The organism is Streptomyces sp. AF1A (assembly GCF_047340315.1).
Classification (GTDB): Bacteria; Actinomycetota; Actinomycetes; order Streptomycetales; family Streptomycetaceae; genus Streptomyces.
Genome location: NZ_JBLEBI010000118.1, coordinates 1 through 21,552, shown reverse-complemented (window position 1 = coordinate 21,552; position 21,552 = coordinate 1). Strand labels below are relative to the sequence as shown.

Below are 21,552 nucleotides of genomic sequence, written 5' to 3'. Positions count from 1 at the left end.
CTCGTCGGCGCACGAGGACCCGGGGCCGCAGCTCGTGTACCGGGAACCGGTGCCGAGCCCGTGGCCCGCCCCCATGTGACCTGGCGCACAAAACCGCCGCGCCGGGCCGGGGCGGTGCGGCTCGGTTTGCCTTCAGGGGTGATGGGTGCGTATGGTGGTAGATCGTTTGATCCCATTTGCCCGGCGCCACCGCAGAGCGCGCCGTGTGGCGCGTACTCTCCCTTGCCGTGGCGGACCGCATTGAGGCGGTCGTGTGCGAATCACGGAGTTGACGGGCGCGTGCCGACGAGACTCCGGAAGGTTTCGCATTCGCATGTCCGTGTCCAGTAATGACCAGGTCGTCGTGTCCGAGTTCGAGAACGAGTTCGAGGACCTGACGGCCGAGGCCGAAGACACCACCCCCCAGATCACCTTCGCCGACCTCGGCCTGCCCGAGAGCATCGTGCGCAAGCTCGCCCAGAACGGCGTGACGACCCCCTTCCCGATCCAGGCCGCGACCATCCCGGACGCCCTGACCGGCAAGGACATCCTCGGCCGTGGCCGCACCGGCTCCGGCAAGACCCTCTCCTTCGGCCTGCCCACCCTGGCCACGCTGGCCGGCGGCCGCACCGAGAAGCACAAGCCGCGGGCCGTCATCCTCACGCCCACCCGTGAGCTCGCCATGCAGGTCGCCGACGCGCTCCAGCCGTACGGCGACGTCCTCGGCCTGAAGATGAAGGTCGTCTGCGGCGGTACGTCGATGGGCAACCAGATCTACGCCCTGGAGAAGGGCGTCGACGTCCTGGTCGCCACCCCGGGCCGGCTGCGCGACATCATCAACCGCGGCGCCTGCTCCCTGGAGGACGTGCGGATCGCCGTCCTCGACGAGGCCGACCAGATGTCCGACCTGGGCTTCCTGCCCGAGGTCACCGAACTCCTCGACCAGGTCCCGGCGGGCGGCCAGCGCATGCTGTTCTCCGCGACCATGGAGAACGAGATCAAGACCCTCGTCGACCGGTACCTCAACGACCCGGTCTCGCACGAGGTCGACGCCGCCCAGGGCGCGGTCACGACGATGTCCCACCACATCCTGATCGTGAAGCCCAAGGACAAGGCGCCGGTCACCGCGGCGATCGCCTCCCGCAAGGGGCGCACGATCATCTTCGTCCGCACCCAGCTGGGCGCCGACCGCGTCGCCGAGCAGCTGCGCGAGGCCGGCGTGAAGGCCGACGCGCTGCACGGCGGCATGACCCAGGGCGCCCGCACCCGCACCCTGGCCGACTTCAAGGACGGCTACGTCAACGTCCTCGTCGCCACCGACGTCGCCGCGCGCGGCATCCACGTCGACGGCATCGACCTGGTCCTGAACGTGGACCCGGCCGGCGACCACAAGGACTACCTGCACCGCGCCGGCCGTACCGCCCGCGCGGGCCGCACCGGCACGGTCGTCTCGCTCTCCCTGCCGCACCAGCGGCGCCAGATCTTCCGCCTGATGGAGGACGCCGGCGTCGACGCGGCCCGCCACATCATCCAGGGCGGCGCCGCCTTCGACCCGGAGGTCGCCGAGATCACCGGCGCCCGTTCCATGACCGAGGTCCAGGCGGAGTCCGCCGCCAACGCCGCCCAGCAGGCCGAGCGTGAGGTCGCCCAGCTCACCAAGCAGCTGGAGCGCGCCCAGCGCCGCGCGGCCGAGCTGCGCGAGGAGGCCGAGCGGCTGGTCGCCCGGGTCGCCCGCGAGCGCGGCGAGGACCCGGAGGCCGCGGTGGCCGAGGCGCAGGCGAGCGCCGCGCAGGAGCTGGCGGCCGTCGTGGCCGAGGAGCCGGCGCGGGAGACCGCGCGCGAGGAGCGCCCGGCGGCGGCGCCGTACGAGCGCCGGGAGCGGCGCGGCTTCGAGCGCCGTGACGACCGGGGCGAGCGCGGTGGCCGTTCCTTCGAGCGCCGCGACGACCGCGGTGACCGGGGCGGCCGCGGCTTCGACCGCCGAGACGACCGCCGTCCCTACGACCGCGACCGCGACCGCGACCGTGACTTCGAGCGCCGTGACGACCGTCGTTCCTTCGACCGGGACCGGGACCGGGACCGCGACCGCGGCTTCCAGCGCCGTGACGACCGGGGCGAGCGGGGCGGCCGTGGCTTCGAGCGCCGTGACGACCGCCGCCCGTCCGACCGCGACCGAGGTGGCCGTTCCTTCGACCGCCGGGACGACCGCGGCGGCTTCCGCCGGGACGAGCGCGGTGGACACCGGGGCAGCGACCGCCCGTTCAACCGCGACCGCCGTGACGACCGTCCCGGTTTCCGCTCCGGCGGCCACGAGCGCCCCTACGGCCGCCGTGACGACCACCGCGGCACCGGCTCCTTCGGCCGCCGCGACGACAAGCCGCGCTGGAAGCGCAACGGCTGATCCGGCACCGGGCGGCGCGGCCGCGGTCCGCGCCCGGTGAGCTTCGAGGGCCCGTACGACTCAGGTCGTGCGGGCCCTTCGCCGTACCGGCGTCACCATCCGTCCCTTTCGGGCCGCGAGTGACGCATGTCACGCCCCCGGCGAGGGAATTGCTGGGGGCATGACAGATGACGCGGGAGCGGCCGGGCCGTCGGACGAGGAACGGCTGGCCCAGCTCGGTTACACGCAGGTCCTCGCCCGCCGCATGTCGGCGTTCGCCAACTACGCGGTGTCCTTCACGATCATCTCGGTCCTGTCGGGCTGCCTGACCCTCTACGCCTACGGCATGAACACGGGCGGCCCCTCGGTGATCACCTGGGGCTGGGTCGCGGTCGGCCTGATGACGCTGTTCGTCGGCCTGTCCATGGCCGAGATCTGCTCCGCCTACCCGACGTCGGCCGGCCTGTACTTCTGGGCGCACCGGCTGGCACCGCCGCGCACGGCTGCGGCCTGGGCCTGGTTCACGGGCTGGTTCAACGTGCTGGGCCAGGTCGCGGTGACCGCGGGCATCGACTTCGGCGCGGCCTCCTTCCTGGGCGCGTACCTGAACCTCCAGTTCGGCTTCGAGGTGACGCCCGGCCGCACGGTCCTGCTGTTCGCCGCGATCCTCCTCCTGCACGGCCTGCTCAACACCTTCGGCGTGCGCATCGTCGCGTTCCTGAACAGCGTGAGCGTGTGGTGGCACGTGCTCGGGGTCGCGGTGATCGTCGCCGCGCTGGCCCTCGTGCCGGACCACCACCGGTCGGCGTCCTTCGTGTTCACGCGCTTCGTGAACGAGACGGGCTGGGGCAGCGGCGCGTACGTCGTCCTGCTCGGCCTGCTCATGGCCCAGTACACGTTCACCGGCTACGACGCCTCCGCGCACATGACCGAGGAGACCCACGACGCGGCGACCGCCGGCCCGAAGGGCATCGTCCGCTCCATCTGGACGTCGTGGCTCGCGGGCTTCGTGCTCCTGCTGGGCTTCACCTTCGCGATCCAGTCCTACGACAAGGAGCTGGCATCCCCCACCGGCGCCCCGCCGGCGCAGATCCTCCTGGACGCCCTCGGCGCCACCACCGGCAAGCTCCTGCTGCTGGTGGTGATCGGCGCCCAGCTCTTCTGCGGCATGGCCTCCGTCACCGCCAACAGCCGCATGATCTACGCCTTCTCGCGCGACGGCGCGCTGCCCTTCTCGCGCGTCTGGCACACGGTCAGCCCGCGCACCCGCACCCCCGTGGCGGCGGTCTGGCTGGCCACGCTGGCCGCCCTGGCCCTCGGCCTGCCCTACCTGATCAACTCGACGGCGTACGCGGCGGTGACCTCCATCGCGGTCATCGGCCTCTACATCGCGTACGTCATCCCGACCTTCCTGCGGGTCCGCAAAGGCCCCGCCTTCGAGCGCGGGCCGTGGCACCTGGGCCGCTGGTCGGGGACGATCGGCGTGGTCTCGGTGGTGTGGGTGGCCGTGATCACGGTCCTCTTCATGCTGCCGCAGGTCTCCCCGGTCACCTGGGAGACCTTCAACTACGCCCCCGTCGCGGTCGTGGTCGTCCTCGGCTTCGCGGCCACCTGGTGGCTCGCCTCGGCCCGCCACTGGTTCCTCGGCGCGGCCCGCGTCCGTGCCCCGGAGCGGGTCGAAAAGTGACCTTACCGCCCACCTCCGCCCCTGCGACGCGGCCGGGTCCCCGATACCCGATCGGAGACACGGCCTCGTCCGGCTATGCTCGGACAGGCAACATCGCCAGGGCCCTTAGCTCAATTGGCAGAGCAGTGGACTTTTAATCCATTGGTTGTGGGTTCGAGTCCCACAGGGCCTACGGACGCGGGAGAGGGGATACACCCTCTGACCTGCGAAGGAGCGCCCCGGCCGACTTTGACGGTCGGGGCGCTCTGAGGTTCTGTTGCTTCTGCGTGAGCGATGCGTGAGCGACTGTTCGGCTGGACTGGCCGAGGGCTGCGTCGAGCCGACCCAGCAGCCACGAGCCGTCCCTTAGCCCTCAGGATCCCGGAAATCACCTCTCGGCATAGCGCAGGAACTGCACACCCAAGCCACCGAGCGCGGCACTTTCCAAGATCGATGCGCCGATCAGCATGGGGTTGCCTGAGCTGTAGCCCCAGAAGACGATGAGCGCGCCCAAAGGGGCACCCAGGAAGGTTGTAAGATCAACAACTGTCTGTGTGACCTTGCGCGACATCCGCTTCGAGTCACTGCGATGAAAGGTCTCCCAGCCGAAGAGAGCGCCCCCCTCATGGGAGTCAGCCGTAAGCCGGGAGGTGAGCTCGGTGCGGATGTATCGCCCGATGGCAGAGATCTTCTCGTCGTTGACGAGGTAGGTCCATCCGAGTACGACGCACACGAGTGGCAGCACCAGCATGAGTTGTGGCTGCTTGGTCTGCAGAGCGATGCCGGTCACTGCTGTCACTGCTCCGAGCGTGACGTACAGCAAGTTGTCCCGGAATCCGATGCGCGCCCGCTGTTCGTCCTTGATCTGAGCGTACTCGGCGAGAAGTATCGTGCTCTCGCTCACTTCACCACTACCAGCCATGGCGACCCCCCTAGTTCGACGACGCGCCGATGTTCACCCGTTCACACACGTTCGGTTGATCTACGGTATGAACGCGAGCGAGCGGAACTCCGTAGCGAGGCTGCACGGCACGGCGATGCTGGGCAAGGGGGCGGACATGGGCGAAGCATCGAGCAAGGTTGTGGTGCTGACCGCGCTGCCGTTGGAGTATCAGGCAGTGCGGCGCTTGATCGAAAATCCGAGACGCGTCGACCACGCTGGGACCATCTTCGAGTGCGGGCGCCTCACGGGCACGTCCTACATCGTCTACTTGGCGGCCACCGGACCCGGGAATGATTCCGCTGCGGCGATTACTGAGCGAGCTGTCAGCTTTGTCCGGCCGCGAGCCGTGTTCTTTACAGGGATCGCCGGAGCGCTCAAGGCGGACGTCTCGCCGGGGGATGTCGTGGTCGCCACCGAGGTGCATGCGTATCACGGGGGGAAGCAAGACCCGGAAGGGTTCATGGTCCGTCCGCGCAGTTGGGAAGCCTCTTACGAACTGCAACAGGTGGCCCACTATGTGGCTAGCGTTGGGAGCTGGAGGCAGAAGCTTCCTGAGGCAGCACAAACTTCGACCACGGTGCACTTCAAGCCCATCGTGGCGGGCGACGTCGTACTCAACGCCCCCCAGGAGTCTCCTCTGCGAGTGTTCTTGGATCGGTACTACAACGGCGCCGTCGCCGTGGAGATGGAAGGCGCTGGCTTCGCCAGCGCAGCGCATAAGGCCCAGGCAGTGCCCCACCTGATGGTTAGAGGGGTCAGCGATCGAGCGGACGGAACCAAGCAGAGCACGGATGATGCCGGTCTGCAGGAAGCTGCTGCTCTACACGCGGCGCTGTTCCTGGCCGAAGTGATCGCTCAGCTCCAGCCGACGGCGCCTCTCTCCGATCCACTTCCTACCGCAGGAGGGACCCCCAGCGACCAAATCACCTGGCGAACGCTGGGAGGCCCCGCCGCCATCAAATGGCGTAGAGACCTCATTCCTGCACAGGGCTTCGGCACTGCCCCGGCCTTGCTGGAAGTTCACCTGGTACCTGTACCGCCGCCCACTCGAGTGCCAGCTGTACGCATGCGACAGCTGGCTGACGAGTTGGTGCAGCTCGGCCGCACCGAAGGACTGTTCACCGTCGCCGGACGCGTCGAGACCCTGAGTACCGCTGAGGTTGCCCTTGCGGCAGTTGCTGACCCTCGCGGAAGTTGGGCGGGGCTCGCGATCACACGATCAGGCCAGCGCAGCGCCTGGATGTCGCTGCCTAAGCCCGGAATTACGTACGTGGTGGATGAGGAGGACACCCGGGACCGTATTGCGGCCCTCGCGCAACTGTTGCTGACCATCGGGGGGCCAGCCGCTGACTCTTATGCACCAGCGGTCGGTATCGAAAACACCATGCTGGTGACGGTCGAGCGCTTGCATGAGGTCGATCCCCACCGATCCAAGGGGCTGCGCGGCACGGATACGCCCATCCGGGTTGAACCCGAAGAGGTCGTCACTGCCTCGGCCGTGGCCAAGCGCGGGCCTAACCTGGCCAATGAGCTGACAGCCCGCCTGCTATATGCCCTCAGTGCTTCGGGCCGTTAGCGGGTAAGCGAGTCGGGCAGTCAGGCTTCCACGGCGGACGCGTCCGGAGTCGTCTTGCCGCAGGTAGAAGGGACTGTAAAACGTTCGGTGTAACTCCTGATCAAGGAAGATGCACCGATGACCAGTGAGAACGTGACCGAGCCCGAGACCACCGAGGCGGCTGTGCCGCCGTCGAAGTCCGTGGACGACCAGCTGATCGACGAGCTGGTGGGCCGCGCCCAGGCCGAGGGACTCCAGCTCACGGGCGAGGGCGGGCTGTTGCAGCAGCTGACCAAGCGGCTGCTGGAGTCCGCTCTCGAGGGTGAGATCACCGACCACCTCGGCTATGACAAGCACGACCCGGCGGGCAAGAACGGCGGCAACTCCCGCAACGGCACCCGCGGCAAGACCGTGCTCACCGAGGTTGGACCGGTCGAGATATCCGTGCCCCGCGACCGGGACGGCACCTTCGAGCCGAAGATCGTGCGCAAGCGGCAGAAGCGCCTGTCCGGCGTTGACGAGATGGTGATCTCCCTGTCCGCGAAGGGCCTGACGACCGGCGAGGTCCAGGCCCACCTCGCGGAGGTCTACGGGGCCGACGTCTCCAAGCAGACCATCTCCACCATCACCGACAAGGTCATGGACGGCATGGCCGAGTGGCAGAACCGGCCCCTCGACGCCGTCTACCCGGTCATCTTCATCGACGCCATCCACGTGAAAATCCGCGACGGTGCCGTGGCCAACCGGCCGATCTACGTGGCCCTGGCCGTCACCGCGGAAGGCCGGCGGGACATCCTGGGCCTGTGGGCCGGCGACGGCGGCGAGGGCGCCAAGCACTGGATGCACATCCTCACCGAGATCAAGAACCGCGGCGTGAACGACGTCCTCGTGCTCGTCTGCGACGGCCTCAAGGGTCTACCCGACGCGGTGGAGACCGTCTGGCCCCGCACCACGGTTCAGACCTGTGTGGTCCACCTGCTGCGGAACTCCTTCCGCTATGCCGCCCGCCAGGACTGGGACAAGATCGCTCGTGTGTTCAAGCCCGTCTACACCGCGCCGACCGAAGAGGCCGCGCTCGAGCGGTTCGCCGAGTTCGCCGATGCCTGGGGCAAGAAGTACCCGGCGATCGTCCGGCTCTGGGAGAACGCGTGGGAGGAGTTCACCCCGTTCCTCCGCTTCGACACCGAGATCCGCCGCATCGTCTGCACCACGAACGCGATCGAGTCCGTGAACGCCAGGATCCGGCGGGCGGTCAAGGCCCGTGGGCACTTCCCGAACGAGACCGCCGCCTTGAAGTGCGTCTACATGGCCATCATGAGCCTGGACCCCACCGGCAAGGGCCAGGCCCGCTGGACCATGCGCTGGAAGACCGCTCTGAACGCCTTCGACATCACCTTCGACGGCCGGCTCTCCGCAGCCCGCCAGTAACCCCAACCACCTGGTTACACCGCTCGTTTGACAGACCCAGGCCGAGGCGTCGAGCTTGCCAGGCAGCCCGAGGAACGGGCCTGCCTGGCAACCCGGGTCACACGCCCTGAGACTTGAATCGCCATACCACGTGCTCCAGTCCCCCTGGTTCGTGCCCGAGAACGGCTGCTGCTTCCTCGTATGCGGCGCGGAGCTCGTTGTAACGAAGTTCCATGACACCGGCGTCCGCAGCGAAAGCCCGCAGATGTACGTCTACGGCGACCTGCGATCGGCCGACAAGGTTGCCGATGTAGTCGACGCTCTTCGGCCCCACTCCCTTCACCTTGCGCAGAGCGGCCCGATTGTCCTGGTGGTCAAGCCATGCACAAAGGTCGGCACGAGTATCGACACCACTGGAAGCCAGCAGGTCAGTGAGGTCGTGGGCCGTCGCGACCTTCCTGGGACTCTTGAAGTTCATCGCTACGGCAAGATCCTCCGTCGCGAGTCGTTCTAGGAAGCCGCGGACCGTGGAAGCGTCAGGCCACGCCGATTGGAGACGAAGAAGCCTCGGCCGAAGTGTCAGTTCATATTTACAACGCGCGTGGAAGCTGGCGTCGCAGATGACAGCGCCCATGTGGGTCCACCCACCTGGCGGGTGGAACGGGCCGTCGCCGAGGACAGACCGAACGTGTGCAGCGAGCCGCTGAGCGGGGCTGAGCAGGGCCATGGGCCTATGTTGGCTCGTCGGTCCGAGAATCGGGGCGGGAACAAACACGAATGTTCCGGGGTAGGGCATGGCGGCGCTGGTGGCGAACGTCGCCTCCTTGGCACCATGCGTCGCGGATCGTAAGTTCGAGTCGGCTCCCAGGAGCCTCCCCGGCGGAGCTGGCCGCCGCTTACACGCTGGGGTACCACTGGAATCCCGCCCTGGCCACGGGGCTCGTGCCGCGGGGGAACGGCAGGCTCTTCCGAGACCAGGGCGGGGGCTCAACTGCGTCGCAGGAACCTGCTCTGGCCGCGGTGCCTGCCGGTACGTCGGGCCGAGGGCGGTCCCGCGACCGTGGCTGCGGGAGAGGGATCAGAGGAAGCCGGTTCGTCCCTGCTGAGCAGCGACTCCCAGACGCGCGCTTGGAGTTCGCGGATGCAGGGCCCGCACGCGTACATGGGAGCCTGAGCGCCGGCGACGCTCGCGGGGCCGATCCACAGCACGCGTGTCCAGCGTCGGCCGCAGTAGAGCCAGCAGAAACCGTCGACCCATTCGTTGCCGTCGTCCGTGGCTGCTGGGGCGGGTAGCCCGCCCCGGGCGAATTCCGCGATCCCGGGTATCACCCTGTGCTGTAAGGCGATTTCCGTCAGCATGGTTCGTCGGCTTCCTCGATCAGGATCCCTGGGTCACCGCGGAAGCACTCTCCTGCTTCTCGCCGTCGGAGAACAGCAGGGTGGGCTCGGCGAGGATGTCGCGGCCGGCCTCGCTCTTGTAGATCTCGTCGACGCTGCCGAACCGGGCCTGGGAGTAGTCGAGCCCCAGAAGATCGGCGGCCTGGCGAACGGACGCCTCGTCGGGCCCCTCGATCTCCAGGAACGTGGGGAGGTCGGGCCAGGTGTCGAAGTCGAAGGCGACCTCTCCCAGGCGCCACTCCTCGCGGTAGTTCTCCTGGTAGCGGACCTCGGTGAGGCCGACCCGGCGGAGGATGTCGGCCATGGCGTGCAGGTCGGCGACCTCGGTCTCGATCTCCTTGGTGCCGTCGATCGTCGTGGCGTCGGTGACCTGCTTGAGCGTGAGCGTTGAGCGGGTGCCCTCGTCCCGCAGACGGAGCCACGCCCCGCCGTCGAGGGAGTCGTTCTCGAAGATCTTGCGGGTGAGGAGAGTGCGGGGAAGCGCCTGGACGGCACCGAGGGCAGACAGCTTGGCCTGCAGGCCGGCGACGTCGACGGCCAGGAACTTCGCCTCATACTCGTGCTTCATGGATCCTTCTCTCAGAGACGGTCGGTGAGGGTGGACGAACGGGCCGCCAGGAGCAGGCCCATGCGATGGATGTGGTCGTGCGGCTGGCCGATGTGAGGCCGCTCGGTGAACTCGTTCGTGCGCAAGGTGAGCAGCACGTCCCAGTCCCCGAGGAAGTGACGGTGCAGGCGCTCCGGAGAGGTGTAGTGCTCCACCAAGTGATGGCGCTTTTCCACGGGCATCATGAACTCCGCACCGAACACACCGCCCGGGCGGACCAGGCGCTGCATGCGATCGACGAACTCGGCGAGAGGGCGGTGGTGGTTGGCACTGTAGTGCCACGAGCAGCTCGTCCAGACCGCCTCGCACGGCACGTCCAAAGGTTTCCCCGCAAGGAAGTTCCCTTCGATCACCTGCACACGGGCCTGGAGTTCCTCCAGCTTGAGCCGGTCGATCAACCCCATGGCGTGCACCTGGCTGTCACCCGGGAGGCGGACCTCACCTCCATGCACGGCGAGCGCGTCGCGTTCGATGGCCACTACGCGGTACCCGGCGGCGGCCAGGGGCAGGACGAACTTGCCGTCGCTCGCACCGACGACCGCGACGGTGGCGTCAGGAGCAACACGTTCCCGCAGGGTCGCGAGGAACTGCGGGAAGAAGGTGAGGGTGTGCTCCCACAAGCTCTGTGTCTGCATGGGAGGGCGCTCCTTGCGTATCGGTGGCGGTGATCACGCGGAGGACTTCTTCGGGGGTGAGCCCCGTGGTGTCGATGCGTCGCATCGGGAACGAGGCGTAGGCATCCGCCACTTGGTCCGTGACGGTCTCCGCCAGAGCGTCCCATCGCGATATCGGCTTGTCCCGGGCTGCGAGGCGGCGCCGGCGTTCGTCGTCAGCGCAGACGAGGTAGTACGTGACGGGAGTCGGCAGCCAGGCCGGCAGAGTGACGCCGAGCCGGGCGCCCAAGGCTCGGTGGCTGGTTAGGCACCGGGCGAAATAGCTCTCCACGACAACCGGAACGCCGCTTCTGAGGAGCCGCTGGATCTCTTCGGCTGCTGTGAACAGTGCGGAAAGGTAGAGGCACATCCGAGCCTCGACGTTCGTCCGCCTGTCCACCTCGCGCCTGAGGGGCTGGTAGAAGGCTGGCACGGTGGGCACAAGGACGGCTTGACGGGCAACGGCGAGCATCGGAGCGATCGTCGACTTCCCAGTGCCCCGTAAGCCTTCCAGGCTCTCGAATCTCGGCTGGTCAGGCACGGGCGTACACCACGTCCGGTACGGAGAGCGTGAGCTCGTCGGTGGCGGAGGGCCTGTGAACGATGCGGTTCGCGGCCTTCTCGTACCAGAACGCGTGGGAGTCCTTGCCCACCGCCTTGCAGGACATGGTGAGCGCACCGCGCGGGTCGGCCTCGATCCGGTCGATCTCGCGAGGACCGCCGGGCGGAGCGCAGACCTCCGGAGCACCGTGCTCGGAGAGGTCCTCGTCGACGATCACCTCAAGCGGCAGCCTGGTCTGCTCGAGCTCTTCGCGGAGCCGGCCGTAGGCGGCCGTGTCCGTGACCAGCAGCTCGGGGTGGTCGGTTGCATTGCCTACCGGCCGCAGGTGGTGGAGCTTCAGTTGCCGGACTCCGAGCTGCCCGAGGATGCTGGCGAGAGGGAGGACCTCGCCGATGTTGTGAGAGGTCACGGTCATGGTCGCGCCCGTCGGGACACCGAGGTCCCGTGCGAGGCTGAGTGAGCTGAGGGCGCTCTGGTAGCTGCCGCGCTTGCGGATGCCGTCGTTGGTCGAGCCAACGCCCTCCAAAGAGACCCGGAGCAGGTCCAGGTGTGGAGCGATCTCGGTCAGGCGGCGCTCGATCCGGTATCCGTTGGTGCAGATCTCGACGCGCTGGCCCAGTTCCTCCTTGGCGTGCCGGACGACCTGCGGGAGCTCCCGGTGGACGAACGGTTCCCCGCCAAGGAGGGTGACGGCCTCCGTGCCGTATTCGTCTCGCATCAGGGTGAGGAGTCTGACGGCTTCCTCGGCGGTGAAGGCGTCGGCGTACTGCAGTCGCTTGCCGTGGAAGCAGTGCAGGCACGTGAAGTTGCAGCGGTACAGAAGCTGCAGGTACAGCATCCGGATCTTCCTGATCCCGGTGACTTCCCCGATCACATGGGCTCCTTCGGCTGACTGCCTGGTGGGAACCCCGATGGTGGCGGTCTGCCAGGGGACCTCGTCACCGCGTTCAGGGACGGTCCGAGGACGTCCTGAGACGTTTTACGTGCCCGCGAAGGACTCCAGGACGCCGAGAACCCGCCTGGTGTCCGACAGGTCCGGCAGGATCTCGTGGGCGCCGGCAGCGGCCAGCTCCTCGGCACTGTGGACACCTGAGGCGACCGCAAGGATTGCGGAACCAGTGGCCAGGGCGGCTTCCACGTCGCGGGGGGTGTCTCCCACCAGGACGACGGGCACATCGGCCGGAACGCCACGGAGCTGCTGTATGCGTTCACGCGCGACCGCGACAAGTTCGGGACGGAGCTCGGCGTCCGCTCCGTAGGCGCCAGCAGGCAAATCCAACAGCGAGTCGAGGCCGAAAGCGGAAAGCTTCACGTGAGCGTTGGCGGCGATGTTGCCTGTCAGCACAGAGGAGACCCAACCGCTTCGCGCGGCAGCGGCCTTCAGCACCTCGTGAACCCCTGGCAAAGCCGTCCCGCGTAGGCGCAGATCATCAAGGCGGTCATGCCCTGATCGCGCAAGCGCGGCCTCGATGACGGACCACTTGGGTACAGGTAGCCCGTCGCGAAGGAACATGTCGCGCATGATGAGTCGATCCGTGCGCCCCTCGGTACGCGCCGGCGCCGACGGTTCGCGTCCCGCGAGTGACGAGAAGGCGGCAGCGTAGATCTCCTTGCTGACCCCCGCGTTCTCGATGAGGGTGTGGTCGATGTCCCACAGGACGATGAGCTCCATGGCGCCAGGGTAGGCAGTCGGTTCGATGCTCTGCTGCCGTGACGGCGTCCCAAAACGTCCTTGCGCGATCACGCACCGGGCCGCTTCCATGGCTCCTGTGAACGACCGACTGCACTCTGTGCTCGCGCAGCGCGGCGTCTCGCCCGAATCGCTCGCGGAAGTCTGCGAGGTGGACCCCAAGACGGTGAGCCGGTGGCTGGGAGGGCGCGTTCCACACGCACGGCATCGCTTCCGCGTCGCCCGCCACCTGCGCGTGGAAGAGACCTTCCTCTGGCCGACGCCGCCTCGACGGTCCGGCCGAGCGCGTGACGGGTTAGGCACCGAACTGGTCGGCACTTATCAGAACCGGGCCAGCGTGCCGCGGGACGTCTGGCTCTCGCTGCTGCGCGAGGCCCAGCACGAGATCAGTGTCCTCGTTTTCTCCGGCACGTTCTTCGCGCAGTCCAATCCGCACGTAGCCAAGATGCTCTCCGAGCGCGCGGCGGAGGGGGTCCGGGTGCGCCTGTGCTTCGGTGACCCGGACGGTCAGGCAGTCGCGATTCGAGACCGCGAAGAGGGAATCGGTGACACTCTTGCTGCCAAGATCCGAGCATCACTGACGTACTACCGATCCCTGCTGGGCGAGGCAGGGTGTGCCGTACGCCTCCACGACACCACGCTCTACACGTCCATGTTCCGCTATGACGACAACCTCCTGGTCAACCCCCACATCTGGGGGCAGCCGGCCAGCGCCAACCCCCTGCTCCACCTCAAGAGGACTGAAGGCACTGGGTGGTTCGAAAGTTACGCTCAGAGCTTCGATGCCGTCTGGGCCGCCGCGCGGCCGTGGACACCCGACCAGGAGAGGACCACCGCCCATGGGCAGGACTGAGTACTACAACGACCCGGCCGCCCCGAAGGCAAACACGCTTATCCCGGCCAGCAACCTGCTCGTCGTCGATGAGACCGGAGCCATCCTTCTCCAGCGCCGCCGTGACACCGGCCAGTGGGCGCTTCCCGGAGGCGCGCAGGACATCGGCGAGACCGCGGCAGAGTGTGCGGTACGCGAGTGCCTGGAAGAGACCGGGATCATCGCCGAGATCACCGGCTTCCTCGGCGTCTACACCAACCCGAACCACATCGTCGCCTACAGCGACGGAGAGATCCGCCAGCAGTACGAGAACACGTACATCGGCCGCCCCATCGGCGGAGCTCCCACGATCAACGACGAGGCTGACGGGGTGCGCTTCGTCCAGCCGGCCGACCTCGACCAGTACGACATCCACCCGAGCATGCGCCAGCAGATCGGGGACTACCTGGCCGGCACCTATCCCTACCTCGGCTGAGCCGCCAGCGCTGCCTCGACCCTTTGCACAGAAGAGAGGATCTCAGGGGCCGCACGGCGGATGAACCGGCCGACCACACTGTCCGCGCCATACCGACTGGTGATCTCCGCGATCCGCTCCCGCGCACTGGTTGGGGCACCGTCGGGAGTCGTCGTCATGTCGCAGTACACGAGAGCGTCCACCAGCAACGGCTCCTCCAGCAATGGAAACTCCGACGCCAACTCGTCCCGCAGCCCGCGCTCCTCAGCCTCCAGCAGGGCAAAAGAGTGGTTCGCGACCAGCCGCACCAGCCGCTCGTCGGCCCCATGCTCGTCACGGAGGAACCTGGCCCCGTCCAGCGGGTGGAACCCGGTCACGGCCAGCCGAGGTGCGTACCCGATGTCGTGCAGGGTGGCGGCAGCGACGAGAAGAGCGCTGTGCTCCCCGAGAAGCCCCCGGACTTCGGTGGCGCGCTCGGCCACTCCTTGCGTATGGGCCCACCTCCGGGGAAGCTCAGCGGCGAGCTCGGATTCGGCTACCTCCGTCGCCCACTTCGTGATCAGATCGGCCATGTCTGGCTTGATGCCCCCAAGGTCTCTCGAACACACCACGGCGCCCCCACCAAGCAGCACCAAACTAGGTCGAGTCGGCAGCGAGTGTCAGCGCTCCACGCCAGGATCCTCCTATGCACATCGACTTGGAGCGCATAGCCGCGATCCAGCGGTCGGTCATCGGAGCTGTGTTACTCGTTGCCATAGTGATGGTGACGTACCGATCGCTTGCCTGGGTCGCGCGTCGGATCCGCCGGATACAAGAGTGGTGGTCGGCCTGGAACGCGAGGGTTGCCGATCGGGACATAGCGCCGACGGCTCAGGCGCTCCAACGGCTTGGTTTGGCAGACCTGCCGATCCATGATCTCCGTGAGGCTGGCCGGAAGACCGCCGGATCCGTAAAACTCCGCTATCAACTGCTCACCTTCGCGGTCAGCATGGGGGCCTTCGACCTGTTGATCGCCGTGATCAAAACCATCGACACTCAGCGGGTGCAACCGGACCTGAGAAGCCGTATCTCATCCGAACGTGATCCCTTGATTCCTGCTGGTCAGGCATGGTTTCACTCGGTGTGAGGGAGGCATGCGGCGTCTTGTGTCCGCTTCTTGGTCGAGGGGTGCGCGGTGGCGTCGGTGCTGGGAATGCTGGAGGAGCGGGAGGCGGCTGCCCGTGTGCGGGTGGAGGGCTTGCGGGAGGAAGTCGTGCGGTTGGCTGAGGTGTTGGAAGCCGCGGAGATCGAGCTGGACCGGCGGGTGATCGCGCGGGAGGAACTGGTCGAGGCCCTGGCAGTCTCTGCGGCCGAGTCCACTGCCGTGACCGAGGCCGAGGCGGAGGAGGAAGCGGTACTGTCGCTCGCGCCGGTGCCGGGCTCGACGGTGCCGGCCTGGAGGGAAGGGCTGCCGGTGACGGTTCTGGCGCCGGACTATCAGCGGATTGTGGGCGTGCTGGAACAGCGACGATCCACGGGTCACGGGCCGCTTCGGGCCAAGGAGATCGCGGTGGAGCTGGGCCTTGGGGCGACGCCGGCGAAGGTCGAGGGGCTGCGGTCGAAAGCCCGGCGCCTGGCGGAGCGCGGGTGGCTCTTCCTGGAGGCGTCGGGGGCCTTCAGCGCCGGCCGGCGGTCCGGGGCCGTGCCAGGCGCCGGCTCATCCGCGTGACCATCGACCATCGGATCATCGCTTCGCTGGTGGCGGGCAGGGTCTCGTAGTCCCGGGCCAGACGGCGTGAGTTCATCAGCCACGCGAAGGTGCGCTCTGCCACCCAGCGTCTGGGCAGCACCACGAACCCTGTCATGTCGTCGGTGCGTTTGACGATCTCCAAGGTCAGGGCGAGTTTGTCCCGGCACCAGCCGACGAGGGAGCCGGTGTAGCCGCCGTCGGCCCAGACGAGGGTGATGTCGCGGTGCAGACGGCGCAGCCGGCTCAGCAGATCCGCCGCGGCGTCCCGGTCACCGATGTTCGCGGCGGTGACGCAGACGACCAGGAGCAGGCCCAGGGTGTCGGTCACGATGTGCCGTTTGCGGCCCGGGACCTTCTTCCCGCCGTCGTAGCCGCGTGAGGCGGCCGGCACCGAAGCCGCGGCCCGCACCGACTGCGCGTCGATGATCCCCGCAGTGGGCTCGGCCTGGCGGCCTTCGCGCTCACGGACCTTCCCGCGCAGCCGGTCGTGGAACTCGGTGATCAGCCCATGCTCGCGCCAGCGGCGGAAGAAGGCGTAGACCCGGCCCCAGCCGGGGAAGTCCGCGGGCAGCGCCCGCCAAGAGATCCCGCCCGCGACCAGGTAACGGATCGCGTCCAGCAGTTGGCGATGGCAGTAGCCCTCAGGCCGTCCGCCCCGCCCCTGAAGCCAGGCAGGCACCGGCAGAAGCGGCCGGATGGCCGCCCATTCCGCGTCCGTCATGTCCGACGGATACCGGCGTACCCGATCGGGATGATCGGCCGCGTTGCCGTACACGTGCGCGAGGCAATCACACGATGGAGCAGCCGAGTTGAAGCGGGCGAGCTTGGGCGCGTACAACAACGACAACAGGGCCTCCGGGAACCGCTCGGAATGGGGTCGCACCCCCGAGCTACCAGGAGGCCCTGCCTTCATGCGCGTACGAGCGGAAGATCACCCGACCAGGAACTCCGTTCGACCTGCACGTTCCAAGATCGGTTGAGATACGGCTTCTGAGGCCACCGGCGCTGATGCTCGCTGGTGTGACGTTGCCCCTCCTGATGTGGGCCGCCCAGCGTGGCAAGGCCATCGTGGGTTACAGATTCCTGCTCTCGATCATGGCTGCCATCGAGGCGTGCGAGGCTGTGGCCAGCGCGGATACGAGCGCCAGGCATCAGGCGCTTCGGCATCTGGATGACACGTGCTCCATCGTTCGGCGGTCGCTTCTGCGGGTTCACCGGATCTCGAACAGCGTCAGGCGTGGATCTCCCCGGCAGCGCAGCACAAAGCGTCACGCCGCCCTCGTAGTGGCAAAACTGCAGCTTGCCGAGGCGCAGGTTGACACCAAGGGCATTGGTGGGCTCCGCAGTCTGGCCGCGCTGCTCGCCAAGATCGGCAACAGCTACGCTGCCGGAAACGCTGGCAGGCTTCTGCCAGAGCAGAGGCTTCGAGGCACGGTTCCGGTGGCCAACCGAGAAGGCTTCGGCTGGTTGCCGTGGTCTCCGCTCCAGTAGCAGCGGTTTGCCTGGCCGTTCTGACGGGGCTTCCCTCAGGAGTCGAGACCGTCTTGGCGGCCGCTGTAGCTGTGGTGGCTGCTGCGGCCGCATACGGCCCGCGGGTCGCAATCGCCAAAGCGGCCGAGATCATGAGCATTTTGAAGCAGTAGTACTGCGCTCATTGGTACTGAACGCGCTGCTCAGCAGGTTCTTTTTGCGTGAGCGATGCGTGAGCGGACGGTGCGGCACGAGCCGTCACGAGCCGCACCGCGCATCACAGCGCACATGCCCTGACCAGGTGGTTCCGGACCACGAAGCAGAGTCCGGAACTACGCGTCATGCCATGGCCAGGACTTTTAATCCATTGGTTGTGGGTTCGAGTCCCACAGGGCCTACGGCCGGCAGGCGGAGGGATGTCTCCTTCGACCTGCTGCGCAGCGTCCGGGTGGGCTTCGGCCGGCTCGGGCGCTGAGTCGTTTTCGGCCTCGTGCGTGAGCGAGTGAGCGGATGTGCCCGTGGCCCGCGGAACGTGCCTGGGCCCGGGGGCGGCGGACGGAATCACGGGGAGACGGTGGGGCCGGCCGGTCCGGGCGCGCCCCGCGTGCCGGTCCTGTTCCCGGGGAACGCGCCGGTACCGGCGTCCGCGGCCTCGGGCCCCGGCCGGGCGTAGCCTGGGAGGCACCGAGAGCATGTCGGGCGCACGATCCGGCGGCGCCGTTCCCGGCGAGTGACGAACGAGGGCAGCGCCTTCACTGCCCGGGACGGGATCGCACGATGGACTCCCCCACACCGCCCCCCGAAGGTACGCCACCGGATGACGCGCACACGTACCGGATGCCGCTGGCGCGGCTGAGCCTCACGCCGGAGTGCAGTCACGGTCCACTGGACGGAGCGTGGTGGCCGCGTTGTGACCTCCTGGAGTTGGAGTTGCCCGCCCTCGTGGGCTCGTTGGACCCCGGCCACGGTACGGTCACCCGCGTCACGGTGGGGACTGCAGCGTGGCCTGGCGCCCCGGGAACGGTGTCGGCGCCCGACCATGTGATCGAGGTCGTCCTGAGCGACGCCGCCGACGAAGCGCATGCCATCACCCTGGAGTGCGGCACGGTGGGGCGCTGGGAGCTGCTGGTGATCCCGCCCGACGAGCCGGAGGGAACGGCGGGCCGGCTGCTGACGGCTGCCGCCGATCCCTGGAACACGCAGTCGGCTCAGCGCATCCTGGCACGCGTCGAGGGCGGTTTCGGCCAGGAGGGCCTCAGGGCGCCGAACCGCCCCTGACGGAACGGGAAGACAGGGTCTCCGAGAACGCCCTCGGCTCAAGGCACCTGAGCCGAGGGCGTGTTCGGGCTTCGCGGCCTTCTCAGCCCGCGTTCAGCTCCGTCAGTTCCGCCAGCGGCAGGGTGTGCTGCGTCTGCAGGACCTTCGCGCGCAGGTAGCGGACGTTGTGGGGCGTGGTGAAGACGCCGGTCGGGATGCGGTCCCGGACGACGATGCCGAGGGCGCGCAGCTGCTCGGCCTTGTCGGGGTTGTTGGACAGCAGGTCCAGCTCCCCGATACCGAGGGCGGCGAGCATCTGCGCGGCGGCCGTGTAGTCGCGGGCGTCCTCGGGCAGGCCGAGGGCGGCGTTCGCCTCGTAGGTGTCGAGGCCCTGGTCCTGCAGGGCGTAGGCGTCGAGCTTGTTGTAGAGGCCGATGCCGCGGCCCTCCTGGCGGAGGTAGAGCAGGACGCCCCCGGTGACGGCGATGCGCTCGACCGCCTCGCGCAGCTGGGGGCCGCAGTCGCAGCGGGCCGAGCCGAAGACGTCGCCCGTCAGGCACTCGGAGTGCAGGCGCACCAGCGGGACCGGGCCGGGGTCGCCGAGGACGACGGCGACGTGCTCCTGGCCGTCGGCCAGGCCGTGGAAGGTGACGAGGTCGGCGTCGACGCCGTAGCCGTCGTGGAAGCGCAGCGGTACCCGGACGCGGGCGCGCGGGGTGGCGGCGGTGAGCTCGGGCATGCGGGCCTCCGGATTCCGTTCCTCCATCTGCTTCAGATTTGAAGCAGACGCTCGGACTGGGACCCTACCTCATGCTTAAAAGTTGAAACAATGGAATTGTGGCGCGCCTTACGCCGGCGGGGTGGGCGTCCCGGAGCACGGCGATGACCTCCGCCGCCACGGCACCTCCTCCGCCGCGGCCCGCGCCTGCTCGTCCTCCCCCTGGAGTCCGCGCGCGATCCCCGAGCAGATCTCCTCCAGCTGCCCCACCTGCTCCGGGGTGAGCCGGTCGAAGAGCGCGGTGCGCACCGTCTCGACGTGACCGGGCGCCGTGCGCTCCAGCACGGCCATCCCCTCGTCGGTCAGCACCGCGATCGAACTGCGCTTGTCCCAGTCGCAGTCCTCCCGGCGCACCAGCCCGTCCCGCTCCAGCCGGTTCACCGCGTACGTCAGCCTGCTGCGGGTGATCTTCAGCGTCTCGGCGAGGTCGGTCATGCGCAGCCGCCGGTCCGGTGCCTCGGAGAGGTTGGCCAACACGGAGTAGAACAGGTGTGGCATGCCGGCCTCCTGCTGGAGCTGCCGGTCGATCGCGTCCTCCAGCAGCTGGGAGGCGGCGATGTAGGCGCGCCAGGCGCGCTGCTCCTCGGGGGTGAGCCAGCGGGTCGTCATGCCGCCAGTGTAAGTTTGTTTCAAACTTGAACCAAGATGTCTGGGAGAGCGCGCCGATGTCGTACCCGTACGTGCTGCTGTCCGCCGCCGTCTCCCTCGACGGCTGCCTCGACGACACCGGCCCCGACCGGCTGCTGCTGTCGAGCCCGGCCGACTTCGACCGCGTGGACGAGGTGCGGGCCTCGGCCGACGCCATCCTGATCGGCGCCGGCACGATCCGCGCGGACAACCCGCGCCTGCTGGTCAACTCCGCCGAGCGGCGCGCGGCCCGGGTGGCCGAGGGCAGGCCGGCGTACCCGCTGAAGGTGACCGTCACCGCCACGGGCGACCTCGACCCCGGCGCCAACTTCTGGCACACCGGCGGCGACAAGCTCGTCTACACGACCGACACGGGTGCCGAACGGGCCGCCGCCGCCCTGGGCGGCACCGCCGACGTCGTCCCGCTCGGCCCGGACCTCGACTGGCGCGCCCTGCTGACCCACCTGCACGACGCGCGGGGGGTGCGGCGCCTGATGGTCGAGGGCGGCGGCACCGTGCACACCCAGCTCATGCGGCAGGGTCTGGCCGACGAGCTCCAGATGGTCCTCGCCCCGCTCCTCGTCGGCGACCCGGCGGCCCCGCGCCTGTTCGGCCCCGGGCCGTACCAGGACGGCCGCCTGCGCCTGGTCGAGACCCGCCGCATCGAGGACGTCGTGCTCATGCGCTACGAACCCACGGCCCCCGGCACCGGCCCGCTGCCCAGCGCCGCCGACCGCCGCTGGCTGCGCACCGCCTGCGAACTCGCCGCCCTGTGCCCGCCCTCCGAGACGGCGTTCAGCGTCGGCGCGGTCGTGGTCGCCGCGGACGGCACCGAACTGGCCCGCGGGCACTCCCGCGAGGGCGACGACCCCGTGGTGCACGCCGAGGAGGCGGCGCTCGCGAAGCTCGGCCCTGCCGACCCGCGGCTGCCCGGCGCCACCGTCTACAGCAGCCTGGAGCCCTGCGCCCGCCGCGCCTCGCGCCCCGCGCCCTGCGCCGAACTGATCCTGCGGTCGGGGGTGCGCCGGGTGGTGACCGCCTGGCGGGAGCCCGACACCTTCGTCGCCGCGGCCGACGGCACGGGCGTGCTGACCGGACGGGGCGCGCAGGTCGTCGTACTGCCCGAGTACGAGGCGCTCGCCAAGGCCCCGAACGCGCACCTGCTGGGCTGAGCGCGGGGTTCCTCCCGTCCGCCGGGCGACCCGCGGAAAAACCGGTGTGCTTCGTGTCCTGCGCATGGCGTACACTGGAGACACAACGACGCGGGGTGGAGCAGCTCGGTAGCTCGCTGGGCTCATAACCCAGAGGTCGCAGGTTCAAATCCTGTCCCCGCTACTGAAGGCTCAGGGCCGGAATCCAGACATGGGTTCCGGCCCTGAGTGTTTTCCGCGTCCACCGCCCCACGTGGCGTGCGTCACAGCAGGTCATCCGCTCGGGCCACCCCGGTCGCCCGCCGCCGCCGCTTTGGCCACGCTGGAGCCACGTCGGACACATGTGGGAGACAAGCGGTGCGCCCTGGGGAACTGGAGGAGGAGAACATCCGCGCCAGGGCCGGCGGCCGGCTC

At 68.5% G+C, this 21,552-nt stretch carries 22 protein-coding genes and 3 tRNA genes; 14 read left to right on the top strand and 11 right to left on the bottom strand.

Features of this window, described 5'->3' with window-relative positions; translation table 11 throughout:
- Window positions 1–313: 313 nt before the first annotated feature.
- The 3 genes from ACLU3S_RS25705 to ACLU3S_RS25695 all read left to right on the top strand — a co-directional run bounded on the left by ACLU3S_RS25705 (window position 314) and on the right by ACLU3S_RS25695 (window position 4,218).
- Window positions 314–2,380, top strand: coding sequence for a DEAD/DEAH box helicase (locus ACLU3S_RS25705; protein WP_413954321.1), 2,067 nt, complete (start codon window positions 314–316; stop codon window positions 2,378–2,380).
- A 160-nt stretch (window positions 2,381–2,540) separates the two neighbouring features.
- Complete coding sequence (locus ACLU3S_RS25700; protein WP_413954320.1) at window positions 2,541–4,046, top strand: amino acid permease; 1,506 nt, start codon at window positions 2,541–2,543, stop codon at window positions 4,044–4,046.
- Between the two features lie 99 nt (window positions 4,047–4,145).
- A tRNA-Lys gene (locus tag ACLU3S_RS25695) sits at window positions 4,146–4,218 on the top strand.
- Window positions 4,219–4,413: 195 nt separating this feature from the next.
- On the opposite strand, the gene ACLU3S_RS25690 is transcribed toward ACLU3S_RS25695, so the two are convergent.
- Window positions 4,414–4,929 carry a hypothetical protein gene (locus ACLU3S_RS25690; RefSeq protein ID WP_413954319.1) on the bottom strand — a complete coding sequence of 172 codons (516 nt, stop codon included), beginning with the start codon at window positions 4,927–4,929 and terminating at the stop codon, window positions 4,414–4,416.
- Between the two features lie 85 nt (window positions 4,930–5,014).
- Here ACLU3S_RS25690 and ACLU3S_RS25685 point away from each other — a divergent pair, with 85 nt between their 5' ends.
- Together ACLU3S_RS25685 and ACLU3S_RS25680 are read left to right on the top strand one after the other, a co-directional pair.
- On the top strand, window positions 5,015–6,544 hold the full coding sequence (locus ACLU3S_RS25685) for a hypothetical protein (RefSeq protein ID WP_413954318.1): 1,530 nt from the start codon (window positions 5,015–5,017) through the stop codon (window positions 6,542–6,544).
- Window positions 6,545–6,661: 117 nt separating this feature from the next.
- Complete coding sequence (locus tag ACLU3S_RS25680; protein ID WP_413954317.1) at window positions 6,662–7,951, top strand: IS256 family transposase; 1,290 nt, start codon at window positions 6,662–6,664, stop codon at window positions 7,949–7,951.
- Between the two features lie 97 nt (window positions 7,952–8,048).
- Here the strand turns inward: ACLU3S_RS25680 and ACLU3S_RS25675 are convergent, their stop codons facing one another.
- The 6 genes from ACLU3S_RS25675 to ACLU3S_RS25650 all read right to left on the bottom strand — a co-directional run bounded on the left by ACLU3S_RS25675 (window position 8,049) and on the right by ACLU3S_RS25650 (window position 12,822).
- Entirely contained in the window at window positions 8,049–8,408 is a 360-nt protein-coding gene (locus tag ACLU3S_RS25675; protein WP_413954316.1) for a hypothetical protein, read from the bottom strand.
- 900 nt (window positions 8,409–9,308) lie between these two features.
- A complete protein-coding gene (locus tag ACLU3S_RS25670; protein WP_413954315.1) occupies window positions 9,309–9,896 on the bottom strand; it encodes a class IV adenylate cyclase in 588 nt (195 codons plus the stop codon).
- A gap of 11 nt (window positions 9,897–9,907) precedes the next feature.
- Window positions 9,908–10,570: an SAM-dependent methyltransferase gene (locus ACLU3S_RS25665; RefSeq protein ID WP_413954314.1), complete on the bottom strand. Its 663-nt coding sequence runs from the start codon at window positions 10,568–10,570 to the stop codon at window positions 9,908–9,910.
- On the bottom strand, window positions 10,488–11,060 hold the full coding sequence (locus ACLU3S_RS25660; RefSeq protein WP_413954313.1) for a hypothetical protein: 573 nt from the start codon (window positions 11,058–11,060) through the stop codon (window positions 10,488–10,490). The genes ACLU3S_RS25665 and ACLU3S_RS25660 overlap by 83 nt, the downstream gene beginning before the upstream one ends.
- A 61-nt stretch (window positions 11,061–11,121) precedes the next feature.
- Window positions 11,122–12,024, bottom strand: a complete 903-nt coding sequence (locus ACLU3S_RS25655; protein WP_413954312.1) for a radical SAM protein — start codon at window positions 12,022–12,024, stop codon at window positions 11,122–11,124.
- Between the two features lie 105 nt (window positions 12,025–12,129).
- Window positions 12,130–12,822, bottom strand: a complete 693-nt coding sequence (locus ACLU3S_RS25650) for an HAD family hydrolase (RefSeq protein WP_413954311.1) — start codon at window positions 12,820–12,822, stop codon at window positions 12,130–12,132.
- A gap of 97 nt (window positions 12,823–12,919) precedes the next feature.
- On the opposite strand from ACLU3S_RS25650, the gene ACLU3S_RS25645 reads away from it, so the two are divergent.
- Both ACLU3S_RS25645 and ACLU3S_RS25640 read left to right on the top strand, forming a co-directional pair.
- Entirely contained in the window at window positions 12,920–13,693 is a 774-nt protein-coding gene (locus ACLU3S_RS25645) for an XRE family transcriptional regulator (protein ID WP_413954310.1), read from the top strand.
- Window positions 13,680–14,147 (top strand): NUDIX hydrolase, encoded by a 468-nt coding sequence (locus ACLU3S_RS25640; protein WP_389036258.1) that lies wholly within the window; start codon window positions 13,680–13,682, stop codon window positions 14,145–14,147. Before ACLU3S_RS25645 ends, ACLU3S_RS25640 begins: the two co-directional genes overlap by 14 nt.
- Here the strand turns inward: ACLU3S_RS25640 and ACLU3S_RS25635 are convergent.
- Window positions 14,135–14,698: an HD domain-containing protein gene (locus tag ACLU3S_RS25635; RefSeq protein WP_413954309.1), complete on the bottom strand. Its 564-nt coding sequence runs from the start codon at window positions 14,696–14,698 to the stop codon at window positions 14,135–14,137. The genes ACLU3S_RS25640 and ACLU3S_RS25635 overlap by 13 nt on opposite strands.
- Window positions 14,699–14,811: 113 nt before the next feature.
- On the opposite strand from ACLU3S_RS25635, the gene ACLU3S_RS25630 reads away from it, so the two are divergent.
- Window positions 14,812–15,252, top strand: a complete 441-nt coding sequence (locus tag ACLU3S_RS25630; RefSeq protein ID WP_413954308.1) for a hypothetical protein — start codon at window positions 14,812–14,814, stop codon at window positions 15,250–15,252.
- Between the two features lie 66 nt (window positions 15,253–15,318).
- On the top strand, window positions 15,319–15,834 hold the full coding sequence (locus ACLU3S_RS25625) for a hypothetical protein (RefSeq protein WP_413954323.1): 516 nt from the start codon (window positions 15,319–15,321) through the stop codon (window positions 15,832–15,834).
- Here the strand turns inward: ACLU3S_RS25625 and ACLU3S_RS25620 are convergent.
- Entirely contained in the window at window positions 15,782–16,576 is a 795-nt protein-coding gene (locus ACLU3S_RS25620) for an IS5 family transposase (protein ID WP_413954307.1), read from the bottom strand. The genes ACLU3S_RS25625 and ACLU3S_RS25620 overlap by 53 nt on opposite strands.
- 299 nt (window positions 16,577–16,875) lie before the next feature.
- Here ACLU3S_RS25620 and ACLU3S_RS25615 point away from each other — a divergent pair, with 299 nt between their 5' ends.
- From ACLU3S_RS25615 to ACLU3S_RS25605, 3 genes are all read left to right on the top strand, one after another.
- Window positions 16,876–17,346, top strand: a complete 471-nt coding sequence (locus tag ACLU3S_RS25615) for a hypothetical protein (RefSeq protein ID WP_413954306.1) — start codon at window positions 16,876–16,878, stop codon at window positions 17,344–17,346.
- Between the two features lie 297 nt (window positions 17,347–17,643).
- Window positions 17,644–17,720: transfer RNA gene (locus ACLU3S_RS25610), tRNA-Lys, on the top strand.
- 115 nt (window positions 17,721–17,835) lie between these two features.
- Window positions 17,836–18,603, top strand: a complete 768-nt coding sequence (locus tag ACLU3S_RS25605; RefSeq protein ID WP_413954305.1) for a DUF5994 family protein — start codon at window positions 17,836–17,838, stop codon at window positions 18,601–18,603.
- 82 nt (window positions 18,604–18,685) lie between these two features.
- On the opposite strand, the gene ACLU3S_RS25600 is transcribed toward ACLU3S_RS25605, so the two are convergent.
- Window positions 18,686–19,321: a GTP cyclohydrolase II gene (locus ACLU3S_RS25600; RefSeq protein WP_413954304.1), complete on the bottom strand. Its 636-nt coding sequence runs from the start codon at window positions 19,319–19,321 to the stop codon at window positions 18,686–18,688.
- A gap of 108 nt (window positions 19,322–19,429) precedes the next feature.
- Window positions 19,430–19,969: a MarR family winged helix-turn-helix transcriptional regulator gene (locus ACLU3S_RS25595; protein ID WP_413954303.1), complete on the bottom strand. Its 540-nt coding sequence runs from the start codon at window positions 19,967–19,969 to the stop codon at window positions 19,430–19,432.
- A 56-nt stretch (window positions 19,970–20,025) separates the two neighbouring features.
- Here ACLU3S_RS25595 and ACLU3S_RS25590 point away from each other — a divergent pair, with 56 nt between their 5' ends.
- Window positions 20,026–21,159 (top strand): dihydrofolate reductase family protein, encoded by a 1,134-nt coding sequence (locus tag ACLU3S_RS25590; protein WP_413954322.1) that lies wholly within the window; start codon window positions 20,026–20,028, stop codon window positions 21,157–21,159.
- An 89-nt stretch (window positions 21,160–21,248) separates the two neighbouring features.
- Window positions 21,249–21,322 (top strand) — tRNA-Met (locus ACLU3S_RS25585).
- The last annotated feature ends 230 nt before the right edge of the window (window positions 21,323–21,552 follow it).